This window comes from Bacillus sp. JJ675 (genome assembly GCF_036963165.1).
Taxonomy (GTDB): Bacteria; Bacillota; Bacilli; order Bacillales; family Bacillaceae; genus Bacillus; species Bacillus glycinifermentans.
This window is the reverse complement of the sequence record NZ_JBALMR010000030.1, coordinates 1-17276: the sequence shown is the minus strand read 5'-3', so window position 1 is coordinate 17276 and position 17276 is coordinate 1. Positions and strand designations below refer to the sequence as shown.

At 40.7% G+C, this 17276-nt stretch carries 21 protein-coding genes and 1 tRNA gene; 6 read left to right on the top strand and 16 right to left on the bottom strand.

Annotated features, from left to right (window positions below; all coding sequences use genetic code 11):
* Positions 1-7: 7 nt before the first annotated feature.
* The 5 genes from V7126_RS08340 to V7126_RS08320 all read right to left on the bottom strand — a co-directional run bounded on the left by V7126_RS08340 (position 8) and on the right by V7126_RS08320 (position 4713).
* Positions 8-646: a DUF1796 family putative cysteine peptidase gene (locus V7126_RS08340; protein ID WP_335497521.1), complete on the bottom strand. Its 639-nt coding sequence runs from the start codon at positions 644-646 to the stop codon at positions 8-10.
* 200 nt (positions 647-846) lie between these two features.
* Positions 847-1674: a hypothetical protein gene (locus V7126_RS08335; RefSeq protein WP_335497520.1), complete on the bottom strand. Its 828-nt coding sequence runs from the start codon at positions 1672-1674 to the stop codon at positions 847-849.
* Entirely contained in the window at positions 1671-2897 is a 1227-nt protein-coding gene (locus V7126_RS08330; RefSeq protein ID WP_216898591.1) for a glycosyltransferase family 4 protein, read from the bottom strand. The genes V7126_RS08335 and V7126_RS08330 overlap by 4 nt, the downstream gene beginning before the upstream one ends.
* A 153-nt stretch (positions 2898-3050) precedes the next feature.
* Positions 3051-3584, bottom strand: a complete 534-nt coding sequence (locus tag V7126_RS08325) for a DUF420 domain-containing protein (RefSeq protein WP_175075079.1) — start codon at positions 3582-3584, stop codon at positions 3051-3053.
* A 148-nt stretch (positions 3585-3732) separates the two neighbouring features.
* Positions 3733-4713 carry a hypothetical protein gene (locus V7126_RS08320; RefSeq protein WP_175075078.1) on the bottom strand — a complete coding sequence of 327 codons (981 nt, stop codon included), beginning with the start codon at positions 4711-4713 and terminating at the stop codon, positions 3733-3735.
* A 256-nt stretch (positions 4714-4969) separates the two neighbouring features.
* Between V7126_RS08320 and V7126_RS08315 the strand changes: the two genes are divergently transcribed.
* On the top strand, positions 4970-5932 hold the full coding sequence (locus tag V7126_RS08315; RefSeq protein WP_175075077.1) for a S66 family peptidase: 963 nt from the start codon (positions 4970-4972) through the stop codon (positions 5930-5932).
* A 95-nt stretch (positions 5933-6027) separates the two neighbouring features.
* Here V7126_RS08315 and V7126_RS08310 read toward each other — a convergent pair whose 3' ends face one another.
* Complete coding sequence (locus tag V7126_RS08310) at positions 6028-6564, bottom strand: GNAT family N-acetyltransferase (RefSeq protein WP_175075076.1); 537 nt, start codon at positions 6562-6564, stop codon at positions 6028-6030.
* 198 nt (positions 6565-6762) lie between these two features.
* On the opposite strand from V7126_RS08310, the gene V7126_RS08305 reads away from it, so the two are divergent.
* Positions 6763-7260, top strand: coding sequence for a hypothetical protein (locus V7126_RS08305; RefSeq protein WP_175075194.1), 498 nt, complete (start codon positions 6763-6765; stop codon positions 7258-7260).
* Between the two features lie 227 nt (positions 7261-7487).
* Here the strand turns inward: V7126_RS08305 and V7126_RS08300 are convergent, their stop codons facing one another.
* From V7126_RS08300 to V7126_RS08285, 4 genes are all read right to left on the bottom strand, one after another.
* The gene (locus tag V7126_RS08300) at positions 7488-7739 is read right to left on the bottom strand and encodes a hypothetical protein (protein ID WP_236809483.1); all 252 of its coding nucleotides are present in this window, start codon (positions 7737-7739) and stop codon (positions 7488-7490) included.
* A 527-nt stretch (positions 7740-8266) separates the two neighbouring features.
* Positions 8267-9088 carry a LysM peptidoglycan-binding and 3D domain-containing protein gene (locus V7126_RS08295; RefSeq protein WP_046132877.1) on the bottom strand — a complete coding sequence of 274 codons (822 nt, stop codon included), beginning with the start codon at positions 9086-9088 and terminating at the stop codon, positions 8267-8269.
* A gap of 219 nt (positions 9089-9307) precedes the next feature.
* Complete coding sequence (gene recQ, locus V7126_RS08290) at positions 9308-11083, bottom strand: DNA helicase RecQ (RefSeq protein WP_216898589.1); 1776 nt, start codon at positions 11081-11083, stop codon at positions 9308-9310.
* A gap of 115 nt (positions 11084-11198) precedes the next feature.
* Complete coding sequence (locus tag V7126_RS08285; RefSeq protein ID WP_046132875.1) at positions 11199-11717, bottom strand: hypothetical protein; 519 nt, start codon at positions 11715-11717, stop codon at positions 11199-11201.
* A gap of 79 nt (positions 11718-11796) precedes the next feature.
* Between V7126_RS08285 and V7126_RS08280 the strand changes: the two genes are divergently transcribed.
* The 4 genes from V7126_RS08280 (at position 11797) to V7126_RS08265 (ending at position 13218) form a co-directional block, all read left to right on the top strand.
* A complete protein-coding gene (locus V7126_RS08280; RefSeq protein ID WP_164918161.1) occupies positions 11797-11943 on the top strand; it encodes a hypothetical protein in 147 nt (48 codons plus the stop codon).
* 154 nt (positions 11944-12097) lie between these two features.
* A complete protein-coding gene (locus V7126_RS08275; protein WP_373687983.1) occupies positions 12098-12280 on the top strand; it encodes a YjfB family protein in 183 nt (60 codons plus the stop codon).
* A 114-nt stretch (positions 12281-12394) separates the two neighbouring features.
* A tRNA-Arg gene (locus V7126_RS08270) sits at positions 12395-12468 on the top strand.
* Between the two features lie 438 nt (positions 12469-12906).
* The gene (locus V7126_RS08265; protein WP_175075073.1) at positions 12907-13218 is read left to right on the top strand and encodes a hypothetical protein; all 312 of its coding nucleotides are present in this window, start codon (positions 12907-12909) and stop codon (positions 13216-13218) included.
* Positions 13219-13831: 613 nt separating this feature from the next.
* Here V7126_RS08265 and V7126_RS08260 read toward each other — a convergent pair.
* The 6 genes from V7126_RS08260 to V7126_RS08235 form a co-directional block, all read right to left on the bottom strand.
* Positions 13832-14110: a hypothetical protein gene (locus tag V7126_RS08260; RefSeq protein WP_175075029.1), complete on the bottom strand. Its 279-nt coding sequence runs from the start codon at positions 14108-14110 to the stop codon at positions 13832-13834.
* Between the two features lie 185 nt (positions 14111-14295).
* Positions 14296-14712, bottom strand: a complete 417-nt coding sequence (locus V7126_RS08255) for an HIT domain-containing protein (protein ID WP_236809500.1) — start codon at positions 14710-14712, stop codon at positions 14296-14298.
* Between the two features lie 149 nt (positions 14713-14861).
* Positions 14862-15065 carry a Rok-like winged helix domain-containing protein gene (locus V7126_RS24055; RefSeq protein ID WP_419761770.1) on the bottom strand — a complete coding sequence of 68 codons (204 nt, stop codon included), beginning with the start codon at positions 15063-15065 and terminating at the stop codon, positions 14862-14864.
* A gap of 339 nt (positions 15066-15404) precedes the next feature.
* Entirely contained in the window at positions 15405-15668 is a 264-nt protein-coding gene (locus V7126_RS08245) for an EndoU domain-containing protein (RefSeq protein ID WP_309245899.1), read from the bottom strand.
* Between the two features lie 551 nt (positions 15669-16219).
* Entirely contained in the window at positions 16220-16747 is a 528-nt protein-coding gene (locus V7126_RS08240; RefSeq protein WP_175075071.1) for a hypothetical protein, read from the bottom strand.
* 9 nt (positions 16748-16756) lie between these two features.
* A partial coding sequence (locus V7126_RS08235; protein ID WP_335497519.1) for an EndoU domain-containing protein occupies positions 16757-17276 on the bottom strand: 520 nt, incomplete at its 5' end.

The following is a 17276-nucleotide window of genomic DNA, read 5'->3' as shown; positions in this document are numbered from 1 at the left end:
TAGCTGGTTAAACGAGTGTGATTCCTTCAAACAGCTCTGACCATAAAGCATTATTGCCCTCCCATATTTCCGTATCAGGCAATTCTACAGCGCAAATTTTCTCAAGCGGCCAATCAATTTCGACAATGCCGGTGACGTCTGTATGCCGCACGAAAAGGACGCTAAAGTCATGCTGAACCAATTCCGATAAAACGAGTTCAAGCTCCTGCGCCTCTTCAAGGCTTCCTTCCGTTCTGACGAAAAGAATGCGATTGCTCTCCGACATTTGTTCCATAAAGCGGTTGATCCTTCTGTTGTACTTTTCCATCACCTCAGGATACGTCATTAAATCATCGAGTGTATTTTGATCTGCATCAAAATCGTGAACGAATTCAACACCATAATAGTCATCTCTTACATAGATCGTAGAACCTTCTTCTTTTTCACCGGTGTTATAGCCTAACACCCTTAGATTTACTGGTCTCATAAAATCGGAAAACCGATTTCGAAGAAGGCGGTTGACGTCTGCCAAGGAATGAGACGTCATCCAGTCAATAGGACCTGCAAACGGCCTCAAATTATTTTTTCTAAGCTGGATGGCCGACAGACAAAGGTGCCCTATGCTAAAAACGGCATCATATTGACCCTTCATTTCTTGCAAATTCATATTTCCAACTCCCCTTTCCTCCTGTTACACGGCTGCTTGTAATAGGAAATCGCGAAGCTGTCTCATATGGTCACTTTTTAGTATTGTATGCTTCATGATAGAGAAAGGTAAAAGACAACCACCTACTTTAGGAAGGTTTGGGATAAGGGGATTGAAAGCCGGAAAAATAAAAAGCCTCCGTTTTCCGAAGGCTGATTATTTTACGATTCGTCGCCGTTTCTCTGAGCTTCTTTAAGAACATTAACCGTTTCAGGACTTGGTAGAGTATGATCTTCCGGCAGCGATTCTTTTAGCGTTTCCGCTATGTTGCGGTCGATATTTTTCATGGCATTTACCGTTTCAGAAACGTTTGGCTGCGATTCAATGCTCTCTTCGACATTTTCTTGATTTATATTTTGTAAAGCGTCTGCCGCTTTGGAAACATTCGGCAACGATCCAGTGTTATTTCCCAATGTGTTCCCTTTCGCTCCGTTAGGAGAGTTTGCCGGAATAGAACCTTTTGTCAATGATCCAATGCTATTACTTAAAGTATTTCCGTTTCCCCCGATAAAAGAGTTCGACGGCTGAGAATTTATCGGCGATGATTCGGTGTTATTTCCTAAAGAATTCCCCTTCGCTCCATTAAAAGAGTTTACCGGACTAGACACCGATGCAGGGTACAAAGATCCGCGATTTATACTAAGAGTGTCTGCCATACCAGGAACTTGCGGCAATGAACGAATGACCTGTTCTAACGCTGCACGATCCATCCCTTGGACAGCCGCCGTTTGAATGTCTTGTAAAATCCTATTATTATTTTCTAAAATCTGATTGTTCATATGATCAAAGATGGAATGCAAATCTTGGATCAACGGTCTAAGGTTTTCATCAACCAAATCTAATTCTGATTCTTCTGTTGAAGCCTCTTCACTTTCCTGTGCACGCTGTTCAGCTAATTGAAACAGCAGATCCAAATACGTCGCCCACCACTCACCATCCAGCTCTTTATTGATGCTGTCGAGCAAATGATTAATAATTAACGTTTTCATTCAACATCACTCCTTGTGTCTGTAATCGTTTGATAAATATTTACAATCTTGTCAACGGCTTGATCCATATCCCAATGTTCTTTTGCAAACTCCCTTACGTTTACTCCCAATGTGCGTCTGAATTCGTCATCTCCCAACAACCGATCCAGATAGCTGCACAATGTTTCCGAATCCCCTTTAGGCGCTACAAGTCCCGTCACTTCATGTTCCACCATTTCCGGCAGCCCCCCGGCATCGGTGACAATCGCAGGCACCCCGGCTATTTGAGATTCAATTAATGATAAAGGCTGATTCTCCAACAGGCTCGGTAAAACATAAATGTCGGCGAGTGAAAGCAAATAAGGAATATCTTCGCGCTTTTTCAAAAAGACTACATCATCTTCCAGACCAAGCTCCCTGCTTTGAAGTCTGAGCGGGGCAAGCTTCTCTCCTTCACCTGCGATCCAGCATACCCAGTCTTCGCGGATATTCTTTAGTTCAGCAAGTGCAGCGATTAAATGGTGAACACCTTTAATTTCGGTAAGCCTTCCGGTGAACAGGATGACTTTTTTGTCTGTCACAGGAGTTTTGCTTCCTTCTGTTTCAAGCCTGTTTAAGAAACCATTGACGTCATAACCGTACTGGTAGACTTCGATTTGCTCTGCCGGCACTTGAAATTCGTCCGTCAGAATGTTCTTCAGCCAGTTGTTGGCAACGATCGTCTTCTGGGCGGACGTTGCACCCGTTTGTTCAAGATGATCATAGTAAGGTCTCGCCAGATAAGAGGTTGAAGATCTGTGAATCGTATTGAGCTGCTGCCTGATTTCGTGTGCGACACAGCCGTGAAGGGTCGTAACAAGCGGAATATCGTTTGGAAGCACTCTTTTCAGGCTCGTGCTTGACACAATATCCTGGGCGTGAACAATATCATACTTATCGAGCCCTAAATAAGCTGCACCAAGCTCATACGCATAACGCTGCTGTTCGGTATAACCGACCAGCTGATTTGCATAGATTTCCGGAAACAGGTCTTTGTTCACGACTGTTTTAATGAAAGGAAGCAGCTTTTCTTTGTCAATGCTTCGATTTTCATTTGCAACATGAACGATTTTGCTCTCTTTCCCATACCCAAGCAAATCTACTTCATGACCTAAAGACTCAAGTTTCTCTTTCAATTGGACCATGTATGTCCATACACCACCAACATGGGGAATATCCCAATAAGTAGCCAGAAGTATTTTCATAAGCATCTCCCTTTTTCTTTTCTATCCAATGCTCTAATTATTTATATTGGTCATGTTCACTTCTTGTGTAGTACGTTTATCTAATTTGGACGGATTAATTTCGAAAAAGGAATAGTTGGGGATAAAACAAAAAAAGCCGGTTGTCCGGCTTTTTTAATAGTAAGGGGAAATCAAGATATAAACGAGAACGCCCGTCAGGCTGACATACAGCCAAAGCGGCATCGTCCATCGTGCGATTTTGCGGTGGCGTTCAACCTGCATGCTGAGCCCCCTGAACAATGTAAACAAGGCAAGAGGAACGATAACGGCTGACAACACAATGTGCGTGATCAAGATAAAAAAGTAGATGGGCCTTATGATGCCTTGTCCTCCAAAATGGGTATCAGGCATCAGCGAATGATAGGTCAGATAAGACACAAGGAAGATTGCCGTCGTTGTAAAAGCGGCAAAAACAAACCGTTTATGGGCTTTAATATTTTTCTGCTTGATCATGATAAGCGCCGCAACCAGAAAAATAAAAGTAAAACTATTACAGACGGCGTTAAGCAGCGGCAAGAACGTCAGATCCAAATGGCTGAACTTGTCGCCTTTCGGGAGGAAAAACAGCAATGCGATGACACCGTTGATGATGATCGTCAGCGCAACAACGATGCCTGTAAAATTTTTATTCTTTTCTTTATGAGTCATATGCAATAATCTCTCCTATTTGTCCAAGCTATCAAAATCGTATTCAATCTTACGGGTATTGTCAACGTTTTCGCATCGTTCGTCAGAAATTAGACATAGAAAACGCAAAAATTCCCTCCGGTCGAAACCCGGAGGGAATTTGTCGGACTTAGAAATTCAGTGCATCGTTTGCCATTAGGTTTTGCGCTTCTTCTTCTGTCACGATATCAGATTTTTTCGGTTTATGGCTGAATGTCACTTCACCGTCAATTTCTTTAAAAGAAGAATCAGTCGTAATGGCGATTGATTTAGGGAAATCCTTTATGTCAAAGTCGATGGACACATCGGCTTTTTGAGAAAGGATATTTTTCTTGTCATCAAGGGTTGTTGTCACATTGTACTTTTTGAAAGTCAAATCTTTCAAGCCGTCTTTTACATTGTTCAAATCATCTTTAGACAACGTTTTTTCTGAAGCATCGCCGATGATTTTGATGACGTTCATCACGACTTGTTTCACTTCTTCGTCTTTCAGGCTGAATGTGATTTTTTCTGATGCGCCTTTTTCTTTTTCTTTATCAGTCAAATCTTCTGTTTTAAACTGGTCTGCGGACAGGTTATCCGCGCCTTTTTGGATGGAATCCATCAGTTTCTTTTGAATGTCTTCCGCCTCTTTTGATGATGACTGATCGTCTTCAAGCGGGAATTCCAAATACTTTCCTTTCAGACTGTCAAAGTTCATTCCCGTTGTTCCAAGGAACAATCCGAAATTGTCTAAGACGCTGTCAAGCTTGATGTACCCAACTTGTTTTTTCTCATCCATAAACACCGGAACATCGAAATTCATCGTCATGTTTTGGACTTTCATTTGGCCTTTTAGCACGACTTCAGACTGTTTTGTCTTCGAATCTGTTTTTCCGCTGACCGTTAATTTTAGATTGTTCAACACTTCGGCAATCTGCTTATCTTCCGCACCCATATTGGACGCATCAACTTTCAGGCCGATATCAGCTGAAAAATCGTACTTTTCTGCTTCGGCTAACTTTTTGTAAGCGGCCGCGTACGATCCTTTTGGATCAGCTTGCTGGCATGCAGCTAATGCAAGTACAAAAGCCGAAATAATCAAAAATAAAAACCAGTTTCTCTTCTTCAAATCGAACGCTCCTTTTGTCATGGTTTTTCTGGGCTCAGACAAAATATGTACCAGATGACATAAGCATTCTATCACAAAAAAGGGAAAGGAAGTTGAAAAATTTGCTTAACATTACATTAAAACTTATTTTGGAAATAGATTCACAAATTGAATTTTTTTACAAGATTGGATTTCAGTGATGAATATTATAAAAAACATTTCAACACTGCTGATGATATGGTTAAATGGAATTAAACCAAGCAAAAGGATGTTGTATATGTTTCCTTCAAAATTAAAAGCCGGAGACCTCTTAAGAATCGTTGCTCCTTCTAGGAGTATGTCCCTTTTAGAAAAAGAGCAAGCGGAAAGGGCAACGCGCGTGTTAGAACAGATCGGGTTTCGAATTTCGGTTTCGGCCCATGCCGATGAACTCGATGCATGTTCTTCATCAAGCATTGAATCAAGAGTCAGCGACCTTCACGAAGCCTTCTTAGACCCGGACGTAAAAGGGATTCTGACAGTGCTCGGAGGCTACAACAGCAATCAGCTTCTTTCCTATTTGGACTATGAATTGATCAAGTCCCATCCAAAGATGTTCTGCGGTTTTTCGGACATTACGGCTCTCGCCTCCGCAATTTATAAAAAGACGGGCATTGTGACCTATTCCGGCCCTCATTTTTCTAGCTTTTCTATGAAACAGGGGTTAGAGTATACAAAAGATTATTTTGTGAAATGCTGTCTGTCGGAAGAACCGTACGAAATCGAACCGTCTAACTTCTGGTGCGAGGAGATTGCGGAAGAGCGTCCCTATCCAAATCGCGGTCCGGTCATCTTAAACGAAGGAACTGCGGAAGGCAGGATGCTCGGGGGAAACTTATGTACGCTGAATCTTCTTCAGGGAACGGAATATTTCCCTGACATAAAAGATGCCGTATTATTTTTGGAAGATGATTTTGAATCTTCGGCCGCTTTTTTCGACCGCGATTTGCAATCGTTGCTCCACCTTCCGGATTTCTCATTTGTCAAAGCTGTTGTTATCGGCCGCTTTCAGAAAAAATCAGGCGTACCGATCGACCTTCTCAAAACGATCATTCAAACAAAAAAAGAGCTTTCATCGATTCCGGTCATCGCCAATATGGATTTCGGCCATACGACTCCATTTTTTACGTTTCCCATAGGAGGAAGGTGCCGGATAAAAGCGCTAAACGGCAAGGTCCGTCTCACCATCACGGAGCATTAACAGGCAGAGGAACTGCGATTTCCTCTGCCTGATTACGGGTGAGCTGACTTGCAGGCCGCTGCCGCAGGAAGACATTGTGTTAAAATTCAGGAAGTTCAGCAACCCGCAGCGCCTAAAATAGAGTATACATATGTATCATGCAAAACGCCGTTTTGATACATATAATTTCTTAATACTCCTTCTTTTTGAAAACCCAATTTTGTTAATACCTGATTAGACCCTTCATTTTGAATAAAAACAACCGCACCAATACGAGTTAATCCCATATCTCCAGATCCATACTCTACAATTCTAGCAATCGCTTCTGTTGCATAGCCTTTTCTCCAATATTTAGGATTCAATTCATATCCTATTTCCGCCCGTTTATGTTTAGGCGACCAAGCATTAAATCCAATTGTGCCGATTAGTTTTTCTTCTCCTTTTATTTGAATTCCCCATCTAATTCCCCTGTTTTCAACATAATTCTGCTTAAAAAGAGCAATTAAATGTCTTGCTTGCTCTTTGGTTTCAAATGTATCTTGTCCATAATAGCGGGTAACTTTTTCATTGGAAAAACAATCGAATACGCTTTCTGTATCCAGATCAGTTATTTCTCTTAATACAAGCCTATCTGTTTCAATCTCCGGAAACATATTTGCCCTCCTTACCAGCATTCTTTCGTAAGTATTCTATAAGGCAAAACTATTTTCCTTGCCATGCTTCTTCAATATATTCCAGAAAGCTGGATGAGCGGGGATGCCGCTTTTCAAGCATTTTTATGCACGGATGAATTTCGGGCGCAGAGATCGGTTAAACTATTTCCGGATTTGGAGGTGATTCGATTGAACAGAATGTTAAAAAGCTTGCTGCCGCTTCTAGCCCTGTTCTTGCCTCATGCGGTAACAGCTAAGGCCCAGACTACGGCCCAGATATCCTATCCATGCAGCGTCGTTCTTCATCCGGTCAGGGTTATACCCAATGCTCTAGGAACCGCTTTAATTGCAAAAGTTAAAAAACCGTATACAGATATGCCGACGAGTCCTGTGAGAGAACGACAGAGCATTGGCATCTATGCTGATTGGATGCCTCCTCCTTCTTCATTCGGAGATTACGACCGATACGAAGGGTTGGCCCAAATACCCGGGGAAATCAGTTGGCGGTTTAAGATGTATTCCGTTAATGAAGATATGCCAAGCTGGGCCGGGGGAGCTCCCTGGTCAGGAAAATTTGACCAAATATCTTCAGAGCTTCCTGTGAATACACGGGTCGAGATACGCCTTTCCAACTCGAAAATGAATAGATTAGGTCCTGCTATTTTGCAAAACACCTTATCCGGATGCCGTAAATAGCAGGTTGATTCCCGCGAACGGCGAAACAACTTTGCGTTCGCCGAACCGCTGCCTCCAGATACATTGCAGCTGTCGGCCATCCGGGCGGCTCATAATTTTAAAAACAGCACAACGCCAGCTTCCGGTGTTTTTCTCCCGACGCGTTGCTAAGATGGACCGGAATGTCTGGCGTTTTCGCATGAATCAGCAGCTGAACGTTTGTCCCCCCGGGGCCTACTTTCGGCCGCTTATTCCTGGTGGATAAACAGATATTTTTCAGGGCTGGACAGAACAGAAAACATCACCGTGAAAACCTTCCATCCCCGGATCGGACTTCCGCATCTAAACTTCGACACTTCTCCTTTATGTAAAGCAAACTTCAATAATTGGCTTATGCACCAATCAGCTTTCACTTGAATAAAATGTTCGCCAGGCTGCAAATCAATTCGCGCCCTTACTCCATCTTTGATTTTTCCCATCTCAGCACCGTCAATCAACACAGAAAAATTTCTCATTTTATTGATATACTGCGATGTTCTGCTAATTTCAATGCAGGCCGCCCCACTATGCGTGCCTGCCGCGAACCTCTACGGCTCGATGGATTTGCATCACTTCTCGTTTACACATATTGACTCAGTTTGTTAAAGAGAATAGTGACAGTTCGGCTGTTGATGTATCCTTTTTCTCAAGCTTCAAGATTCAACGTATTTGTTCAATTTTCCTAATACACCTTTACTTGTTATTTCGATAAAAGCAAGTAGCGGCTACCTGCTTTTGAGGTAATACATATAGCAAGCCAATAGGGAATGACATTCCCTCCTTTAGTCCGCCGCTTAAACCCGTATCAATCGTCTGGCTAACAATTGATAGGTTGCGCACTAAACTATTCAGGGGGCTGTAATTTGTTAAATATGGTGCAATGAAATGATCGATATCACTGTTAGTGAGGATCTGTGCTGCTTGTTCATGAACATAAAAAAAGACACTGACCATCAACTATGTTCAGTGTCAAGGCGAAAATCGCTCTTTATTTTAATACTTTTACTTTAACGGTTTTGACGCCCCAATTTCTTGCGTCAGATTTGCTTGGAACAAATACGTCAATTTTGTTTCCTTTAATGGCTCCGCCGGTATCTCCCGCAGTCGCTACACCATAGCCTTCAACGTGAACTTTTGAGCCCAGAGGAATCACGTTAGGATCGACGGCGATGACTTTGGCGTTCTTGTTGGCTTTCAAATTGATTCCTGTAGCTGTGATACCGGACATTCCGCCGTCATTAGCAGTATAAGCCGTTGCAGTAACTGTCAGCTCTTTTACCGCGTTTTGAGATGTATTTGATTGAGAAACTGTTTCTTTTTTAGCGGCCGGTTTTTGAACTGGTTCAGCCGGTTTTTGAGCTGGCTCAGCCTGTTCGGTTTTCGGTTTATGTTGAACCGCAGTTTTGGTTTCCGCAGCTTTTACTTCAGTCTGAACAGTTGCCTGCCCATCGACAGCAATTGTTGTATTCGGATAAATTATATCTGATTTGATGTCGTTCCAATTTTTGAGATCATTCACTGTAACGCCGAATTTTTGGGCGATTTTCCAGAGTGTGTCTCCCGCTTTAATTGTATATTGTTTCTTTTCTGTTGTTTTTTCTGAAACGTTCAGCTTCTGGCCTGGAATAATAACATCAGAAGCAAGCTGGTTCCAATCTTTTAGATCCTTCAGGCTGACACCTTGTTTCTGCGAGATTCCCCAAAGTGTATCACCTTTTTGGACTGTTACTTCTTTTGCAGAGGCACTCGCTCCGAATGCAGTTGACGACAGCGCCGCAACCGCAACAAAGGACATAAACGTCTTCTTCATAAGTAAATCCTCCCTTGTTAGCTTTTTATTGTCCGGCTAACAGGAGCAATCGTAACATATGAAAATGTCAATTCAATAACAAAACAATTTGTTTTTGATTACAGTTCTTTTACAAGAAACATTTTCCACGCCTGTCTAAGTCGTTATAAACCCAGTCATATCAACGGTTCTCCCGATCTTTCACTTTTCTAATAAAGAGATTTACCAAATACATTTTTATCATTCATTTTCGGCTTTATAGGCTTTTAGCTCCTGTAAAAATAAAGCGCCGTATTTTTGTCTTTTCTGCTCCCCTACTCCTTTGACATCCATTAATTCATCCTCGGTCAACGGCATTTTGCCGCTCATCTCCTTCAATGTTTCATCAGAAAAAACGACGAATGGAGGCACTCCCTGCTCCTGTGCAAGCTTGCGGCGCAGCGTTCTTAAACGCTCGAACAACCGGTCATCCTGAACAATTTGGGCGGTTTTCATCTTTTCTTTTCGGGTGACCTCTTCCCTTCCAAGCAATACGTTCCGCCCCTTATTTGTCACAAAAAGAACGGGGTATGTTCCGTCAGACATCCTTATGTATTCATCGGCAATCAAAAATTCTATAAAATCGCTGATCTCAAGAATGGTCTGATGCTTTAAAATACCGTACGTCGATAAATGCTGAAAGCCGTTTTCGATGACTTTTTTATTTTTAGACCCAGAAAGAACCTGTGCGACCATAGTTTTCCCGAACCTTTCGCCCATTCTCATCATGCAGGATAATACCATCTGCGCTTCTTTTGTGACGTCTGTTGCGTTTCTCGTATCAAGGCAGCTGCCGCACCTCCCGCAGTCTTCGGTCTGTTTTTCGCCGAAGTAACCGAGAATGAACCGTTCAAGACAGCCTTCTGTATGGCAAAAATCAACCATCTGTCTCAGCTTTTTCATTTCCTGCGCCTGCATGTCTTCATCGTCTGTAGACTGCTCGATTAAAAAACGCTGCAGCCGGATATCCTGAGGTGAAAACAACAGAATGCACTCACTGTCAAGACCGTCGCGTCCGGCGCGTCCCGCTTCCTGATAATAGCTCTCCATGTTCTTTGGGATCTGATAGTGGATTACATACCTGATATTTGTTTTATTGATGCCCATTCCGAATGCGGAAGTGGCTGCCATTACGCTGATGCTGTCATTTAAAAAAAGGTCCTGCTGGCGCTCCCGCTCTTCATCATTCATTCCTCCGTGGTAGCACCCGGCGGCTATCCCTTTTTTCAAGAGATTTCCGGAAATTCTTTCAGCCTCGCGTCTAGTCGCAGTATAAATAATCCCCGCTTCAGAGCGGTTTTTTTCGATATAGGATTCGATGAACCGGTCCCTGTTTTCACCTTTTACGATTTTAAACGTCAGATTGTCTCTGGAAAATCCGGTGTAAACGGTGTTTTCTTTTTGGATGCCGAGCTGTTCGCAAATATCTTCATGAACTTCAGGCGTTGCGGTCGCCGTTAGTGCAAGCACGACGGGACGGCTTACGAGCGAGCCTAAAAAGCTTTCAATATTCCTGTAGCTCGGCCTGAAATCGTGCCCCCACTGCGAGATACAGTGGGCTTCATCTATCGCCGCAAGCGGAATATGAAGATTGGAAATCACACGGATGAATTCCGGGGAAGTTAAGCGCTCCGGTGTGACGTAAAACAGCTTGTACCCGCCCTCTCTTAAGATGGAAAGACGTTCCTCAACCTTGCGGGTATCGAGTGAGCTGTTGACGTATGAAGCTTTGATCCCAAGCTCGTTTAAGGCATCCACCTGGTCTTTCATCAGTGAAATTAAAGGGGAGATCACCAGTGTCGTACCTTCCAAAAGCAGAGCGGGAATCTGATAGCAAATCGATTTGCCTCCCCCTGTCGGCATAATGCACGCCGTATCCCGCTCTTCTAAAACGGATTGAATGGCTTCCCGCTGTCCCGGCCGCAATGACGGATAGCCAAAATAACGCTGTAATAATGATTCGGCTTTCTCTAACATTCAACTGAAAACCTCTCTTTTGCTAGTCTTCTTCATGTGCCTCCATCATATCATATTTGTGACGGCAGATAATCATCCTGGGAAAAATCGCAAAATGAAGAACGAAAAAGATATTTTAAAAGGTTGAAGCCATTTTACTCGCTGATCTGAGGGTTTCAGCCGCTTCGCTGCAAAGGCTTCTGTATTCTAAAGCACTGTCGGAACTGATCTCGCCTGTAGCCATAAATCTCAAATTCCACAGCTCTCTTAATTCCGACACCGCTTCTTTCGTGATCCCTCCTTGTTCATAAAGCGTATCGATGACATGCAGCACACCCTGACTGCCGGAATCCGATTCCAGTCTTTTGGCGGCCTCACGCAGCGCCTCCTCAACCTCGGCCCATGCGCTTTCGACCACGGCTTGCGGCGGATTATCGGCCTTTATCGACACCAGAGCACGGTTTCTTTTGCCGCGTGCCGAAGCCAGCGCCTGAACACGCATGCCGAATTCCAATTCGAAATCTTTATATTTTAATTTGATAAGTTCCTTCAGCCGTTCGGATACAGGTTCCTTTAAGAGCCATACGATCGTTGCCAATGTAACGGGCCACGCTAACGACTGGACCATCGAAGATACAAACTCAAGCCAATCCATGAATCAGCCTCCCATATCGTTTTTTTTTAAAAACAGACGAAATTTTGCGAAAGAAGAAAAAGAATACGGAGTGTTTTGCATGTGGATCTTCATTGTACTGCTCATCATGTTGACCGGATTCTCCGGAACGATGATCACGATACTGAGAACAATGGTGAAACAAAACAATAGAATCATTGAGTTGTTGGAGGAAAAAATGAAACGGCCGGATGAGAAAAGGCGCTAGACGGTACATTTGCGAGATCTGACTGCTGTTTCAGCAAGTCCGCCAGCGCTTTTCCAAATCTATACTATCATGCCGCATCAAAAAATTGAATATTCAAACGATTAAATGTGAATTAAGACCTCCCTTCATTCAACCGATATTACATGGTAAGGAGGTGGTTTTGTTGGATATCGCAGCTTTATCGGTGGCTATGAGTCAATCCTCGCTGGCCCAAAACGTGAATATTTCACTAACGAAAACAGCTATGGATACCGCCAAGCAAAATGCGGAACAATTGATCGACGCAATACAAGCGCCCCACCCTGTTTCAGGACATCATATTGATCTGAAAGGCTAAGGTGGAAAAGCATGCATTCAGTCAGGCTGGATGCACGCTTTCTTCTGAAAAACGAAAAAAATTGGATTTTCCCCCTTTATTTTTTCATTGCTTTATACTATAATATTGTTCTGTGTCCCAGTAGCTCAGGTGGATAGAGCAACAGCCTCCTAAGCTGTGTGTCGGGAGTTCGAATCTCTCCTGGGACGTATTCAAAGATGAGAGTCAAATCCTTGGTATTTAAGGGTTTGGCTTTTTTTATTTGTGATTTCGGTCGGGTTATCATGGATCTTTGATCATTTTGGCAGCGGATTTATTTCAGAAAGTAAATAAATTACTCGTTTTAAACAACATTTTTCGAGAACAATTGTTTCCATTCGATTTTTTATCCCCATAAGTTTTTTATAAGCGCTGCTTCTTTTTTTTTCATTTTTTAACGAACGCTACCCTGTCAAAGTAGTTAATGCTTCTAAACAAATATATTCGATTCCGATAACCTCCTTTACTTCATTGTTGTTTTCCTTTAAGGAGAAGTTCACACATCTTTCATTGGTTAACTTTCCGTTTCACAAACTCTCCACACGTTTCAAATATTTAACATGCTAAACTAGACTTGAAAGCAAAATGAAAACCCAGGAGGGTAAATGATGAAAAAACTTATTAAAAGTTTATTGGCATTATCATTGATTTTAGGAATCGTCATTTCTCCGGCTCTTGCTCTTAACGCCCCTGCCAAAGCAGCGTCAGTCAAATCTTACGGTGTAACCTACACTACAATGAAGGTTGGCGATTCTAACGTATTTATGGGAGGAGACCGGTATCAAGTCCTCAATGGTCAGGGCGTTCTTGAGATTAATCAATATGGTATGGTTACAGCCATAGGTCCTGGTAAAGCGACTGTTGTTGTTTATAAAAACGGTGTTATTTATTGGGTGCATTATGTAACTGTTGTCAGATGATTAAGAACGGATTATCTGCTCTTCAGGCTGTCATATTTTTTCGATGGCCTGAAGAGCGCCAGTAAATAGTGAGAATCGATTTTTTTGCTGGGCACACTTTTGCTGAAATATTCTTTTAAAAACGGTCCACACCAAAGAAGCTCCCTTTGCCACCAATCGTCTGATCCGGGATATACTCACTTAAGTGAGTATATAAAAACAGCATCTTACAGCGACAGGCTCAATGTTTCAATACACAAGTGAAAACGATTCCCCATGCAAGCGGGATCCTGCCGCTTGCGTTCCCCACGCTCAATACTGTGAAGCTGACAAACATCATCATCGATATATCTGGGTGCACACTTGATAAGGAATAAGTTCGTCTCCCATTCCGATTATTAAAAAAGCGGCCGTCAATCTGCTGCAAAAACCATATGCAAAAGATCATCGACGGCAGGCTCTCCGTCTTGGACTCAGGTATACGTTCGTTTTCTTGTATCTTTCGTATAACAAAGCGTAAAAGAAAAAGCCCCCCATTTTATCAGATTTTCCTTGGATTTGAACATAAAAAAACCCTAAAAGGCAATAGCCAATCAGGGTTAAAAATAAATATTATTTACTCAAAGTCTTCAAACTAACAATTGAAAAATTGTACTTTTTCATCGAAAAAGACTGTATCTACATCATTAACATCAGAAACGGCAGAAACATTCCCTTTATCCCAATACCATTTGTTAGATATAGATGCGAGTATTGCTTCTGCTTTTTTTATATCAAGAATACTTGGCATTTCTATAGAACATACAATCTTAAACCAACCACCGATTTTCCAATAAGGTTCGTCCTTGTCGTAACATCCGTTAATATCAATACTTTTCTTCCTAGCTTCTATCTCTAATAATCCTCTCCTCATTCAAATCTCCTCTATTCACCTTCTCTTTCAAGCATTTTAAGATTAACACTCCCTCTTTGCTGCTCAAAAAGTTAAAAAACGCCTTGTCGCTACAGTCTTTTATTTGCTTCTATCACCTCATTAAGATAACTGCATTCTTCAGTTTCAATACAATATGATAAACAAAAAGAGATGATCATTTGTGATCATCTCCGCACAATATTTTTCCATACTGAAAGTAAGTTGTTCTTCTTAGCGGCCGTATAGTCAGTATCTAATTTTAATTCAAACTTTTCATTCATGTATCTCGGTATTATATGAAAATGTAGATGTTTAATATCTTGTTGAGCAAAATGTCCGTTATCCGATAGTATAGTATAATCTTTACAAATACCTGAGTTAATTAAAATTTGAGGTACATTTATAAGAGAATTCATTAAAGCATTTGAAAGTGACGGATCGTTTATTTGATCTAATCTTTCAATATGAAGATTAGGGATAATTAGTGTATGACCACATGATATAGGATTTATATCGAGAAATGCTGTTACAAAGTCATTTTTGTATATCTCAAAACAAGAAACTTTTTGACTAACTATATCACAAAATATACATTTGTCCATCTCATACTTCATACTTTGTTAAGTGACCCTCTCTTTCTGACATTGTTTTCGCACATAACAAAAAATAAAACTCTCAACACCTTCAAATCGAATGTATGCTCCCTATGCATTATACATTTTTAACCGATTTCTAAACAAAAAACCCTCATTCAGAAAGGACTTTCATCACTGTCATTCCCTGTTTCTTTTTTAATAACATAACGACCACGGTATATCTTTTCTACTTCAGGGTAATGCTTCATTAATCCCTTCATAAAAGTCGTCATATTGTGGATCGACATTCCTGTTTCTTTTTGAATCTCATAACATCGTATTTCACCTTTATGATTCCTTAAAATCTTTAATGATGCCACACGAAGTTTTGAGTTTTCGCCCCAGGCTTAGTTTTCTTCTAGGATTTGAGGAAGACACAACTGGCGGATTTGTTTTCTCTGGTTTGTTTTTTAAAAGGACTGCCGTTTTAATTTGCTAACTCTAATAAGGATTTTTTGTGGATCATGTTTGCATCGGTTACTTCGACTGGATTGTTTTGATTATCTAATTCACGCAGCTTTGAATAAATTTCATTGCGCTCTTCCCGTTGTTGACGCAGCAAATTAATCTCAGCATCATTAAGTTACTCAAGCCTTAAACGTAATGTAAACATAACCCTATCTCCTAAAAAACATTATTTGATTATAGTTTATAGGACTTCATATGTTTAACAATTGATTTTTAATTAATTTCAAACAACAAATTCTTTTTAGAAAAACCTCCCCTATAGCATCCAAAACTCGGCTTCGATCCCATTCTTTTGGGAAAAAGGTTGATATTCCAATTTTTTTAACCCCATCAACTTCAATTTCTGCCTTATAGACACCATTTTTATCAGGCTTAGTTTCAGTGCCAGGTATAATCTTCCCTCCACCCATCATACTTTCATGATGATAGCCTACAGCTTTTCCACGCCTATTTATTTCCCCATGATAAATGTGTGTATCATGGTACCTAAATTGTATTTCCTGTTACCTTTAGTTAAATCAGAGACTTTCTTTGCAAACTGAATAAACTTTTCTTTTATCTTCTCACCATTGAGCACATTATAAGGAACTTTCCCTATTCCTGCAAACTCGACCTGCGGCTCAAAAGGATTGTGCATTTGAATCCCTTTTTTAGTTTGAATAATAAAAACCTTGAGTAGCAACTGCCTTTCAAGGTTTTTTTTGAAATGAATTAAATTTTTGGAACATCAACCACATGTCCTGGTGACTGTATTATAAAGCAACTCTTCGAGGAAATTAATATTTTTCTTATCCATTACTTTATTACCTCCTAACACACATACTACATAACTTTGTTTGACATGGTTTAGGTCTGATCAATCTCATCCACAGTCCATAAGAAAAAGCTCTCTTTCCAGAGAGCCTTTGTACCCCTTTAAAATTTCTTTCAGAATAATATGCAGTTTATGACCAACATCTTTCGGACAAACCACCAAAACACTTATCTAATTTATGGGAGGTGTATTTTAAATATCAGCAAGGAATTTTTTTCTCAAAGACTCAATCATATCAATTTCACCATTATAATCTACGTTATTAACATAAGATTCATTCATTTTTTCAAAAAAATAGTCCGCCCCTTCAATTAATGCAAGAAGGAAGTCTCTTTTAGGTACGGCAGCTTTAACTTGAGTAGGAGCATCTAATTCAAAAAGTAATAAATCATTAGATAATGATCGCATACTTAAACGTAACGGCTGATCTGGAAAGTAAGTTTCACCATATCCTGTATTCAAAACATTCTCGATTACATTTAATAAATATGCCCACAAATCATCAACTAAATCCCATGTGGTTACATCCATCAAAATTTGATCATTAAATTTTATTATTATTGCGCCTTCAAGATAGTCAAAATCCAATATATGTTCAATACTTTTTAAATCATTCATGTTATTAATATCTACAAAATAATCATTTTGCTTTGATTTCAATATCGATAAATCAGTAATTGTTTTATCTGGTCTACGAATTAATGTATTAATATAAAACAAAATTTTCACCTACTCTACTGGATAGAATTGACCTATTCGTCCTTTTTTAAAACCAACTACATATTTTACTCCGTTATACGTTCCTGTTATTTGCTGCTTACCTGTTGTTCCCCTAAAGTCTTTTTCAGTCAAAACCCCTCGGTTTTGTTTTAAAATAGATTCTATAGCGTTAGCTATCTCTTCTATAGACAAATCCTTCTTGAAAAAAGACTGTGTGGTTTTAACTGATCCGTCCCAATATTCAGGATGATGTCTTTCCAAAATATGCTTCATCCCTTTTTTATCTAGTAAGAACCGTTGATTTCCAAATGTCATTTTTCTGCTTTTGAAACTAGACAAGGCATTAACGACTTTTTCGGAAGTAGCTTTATTTATTCTGATATCGCCTTTCTCAACATCAGCAAGTTCCCTTATACGCCGAATAAGGTTGTCTCTAAAGTTTTCACCATCAATAGCATTATAAGGTACTTTCCCCCCACCAGCCAACTGAACTTGAGGTGCAAAAGGATTGTGCATTTGAATCCCTTTT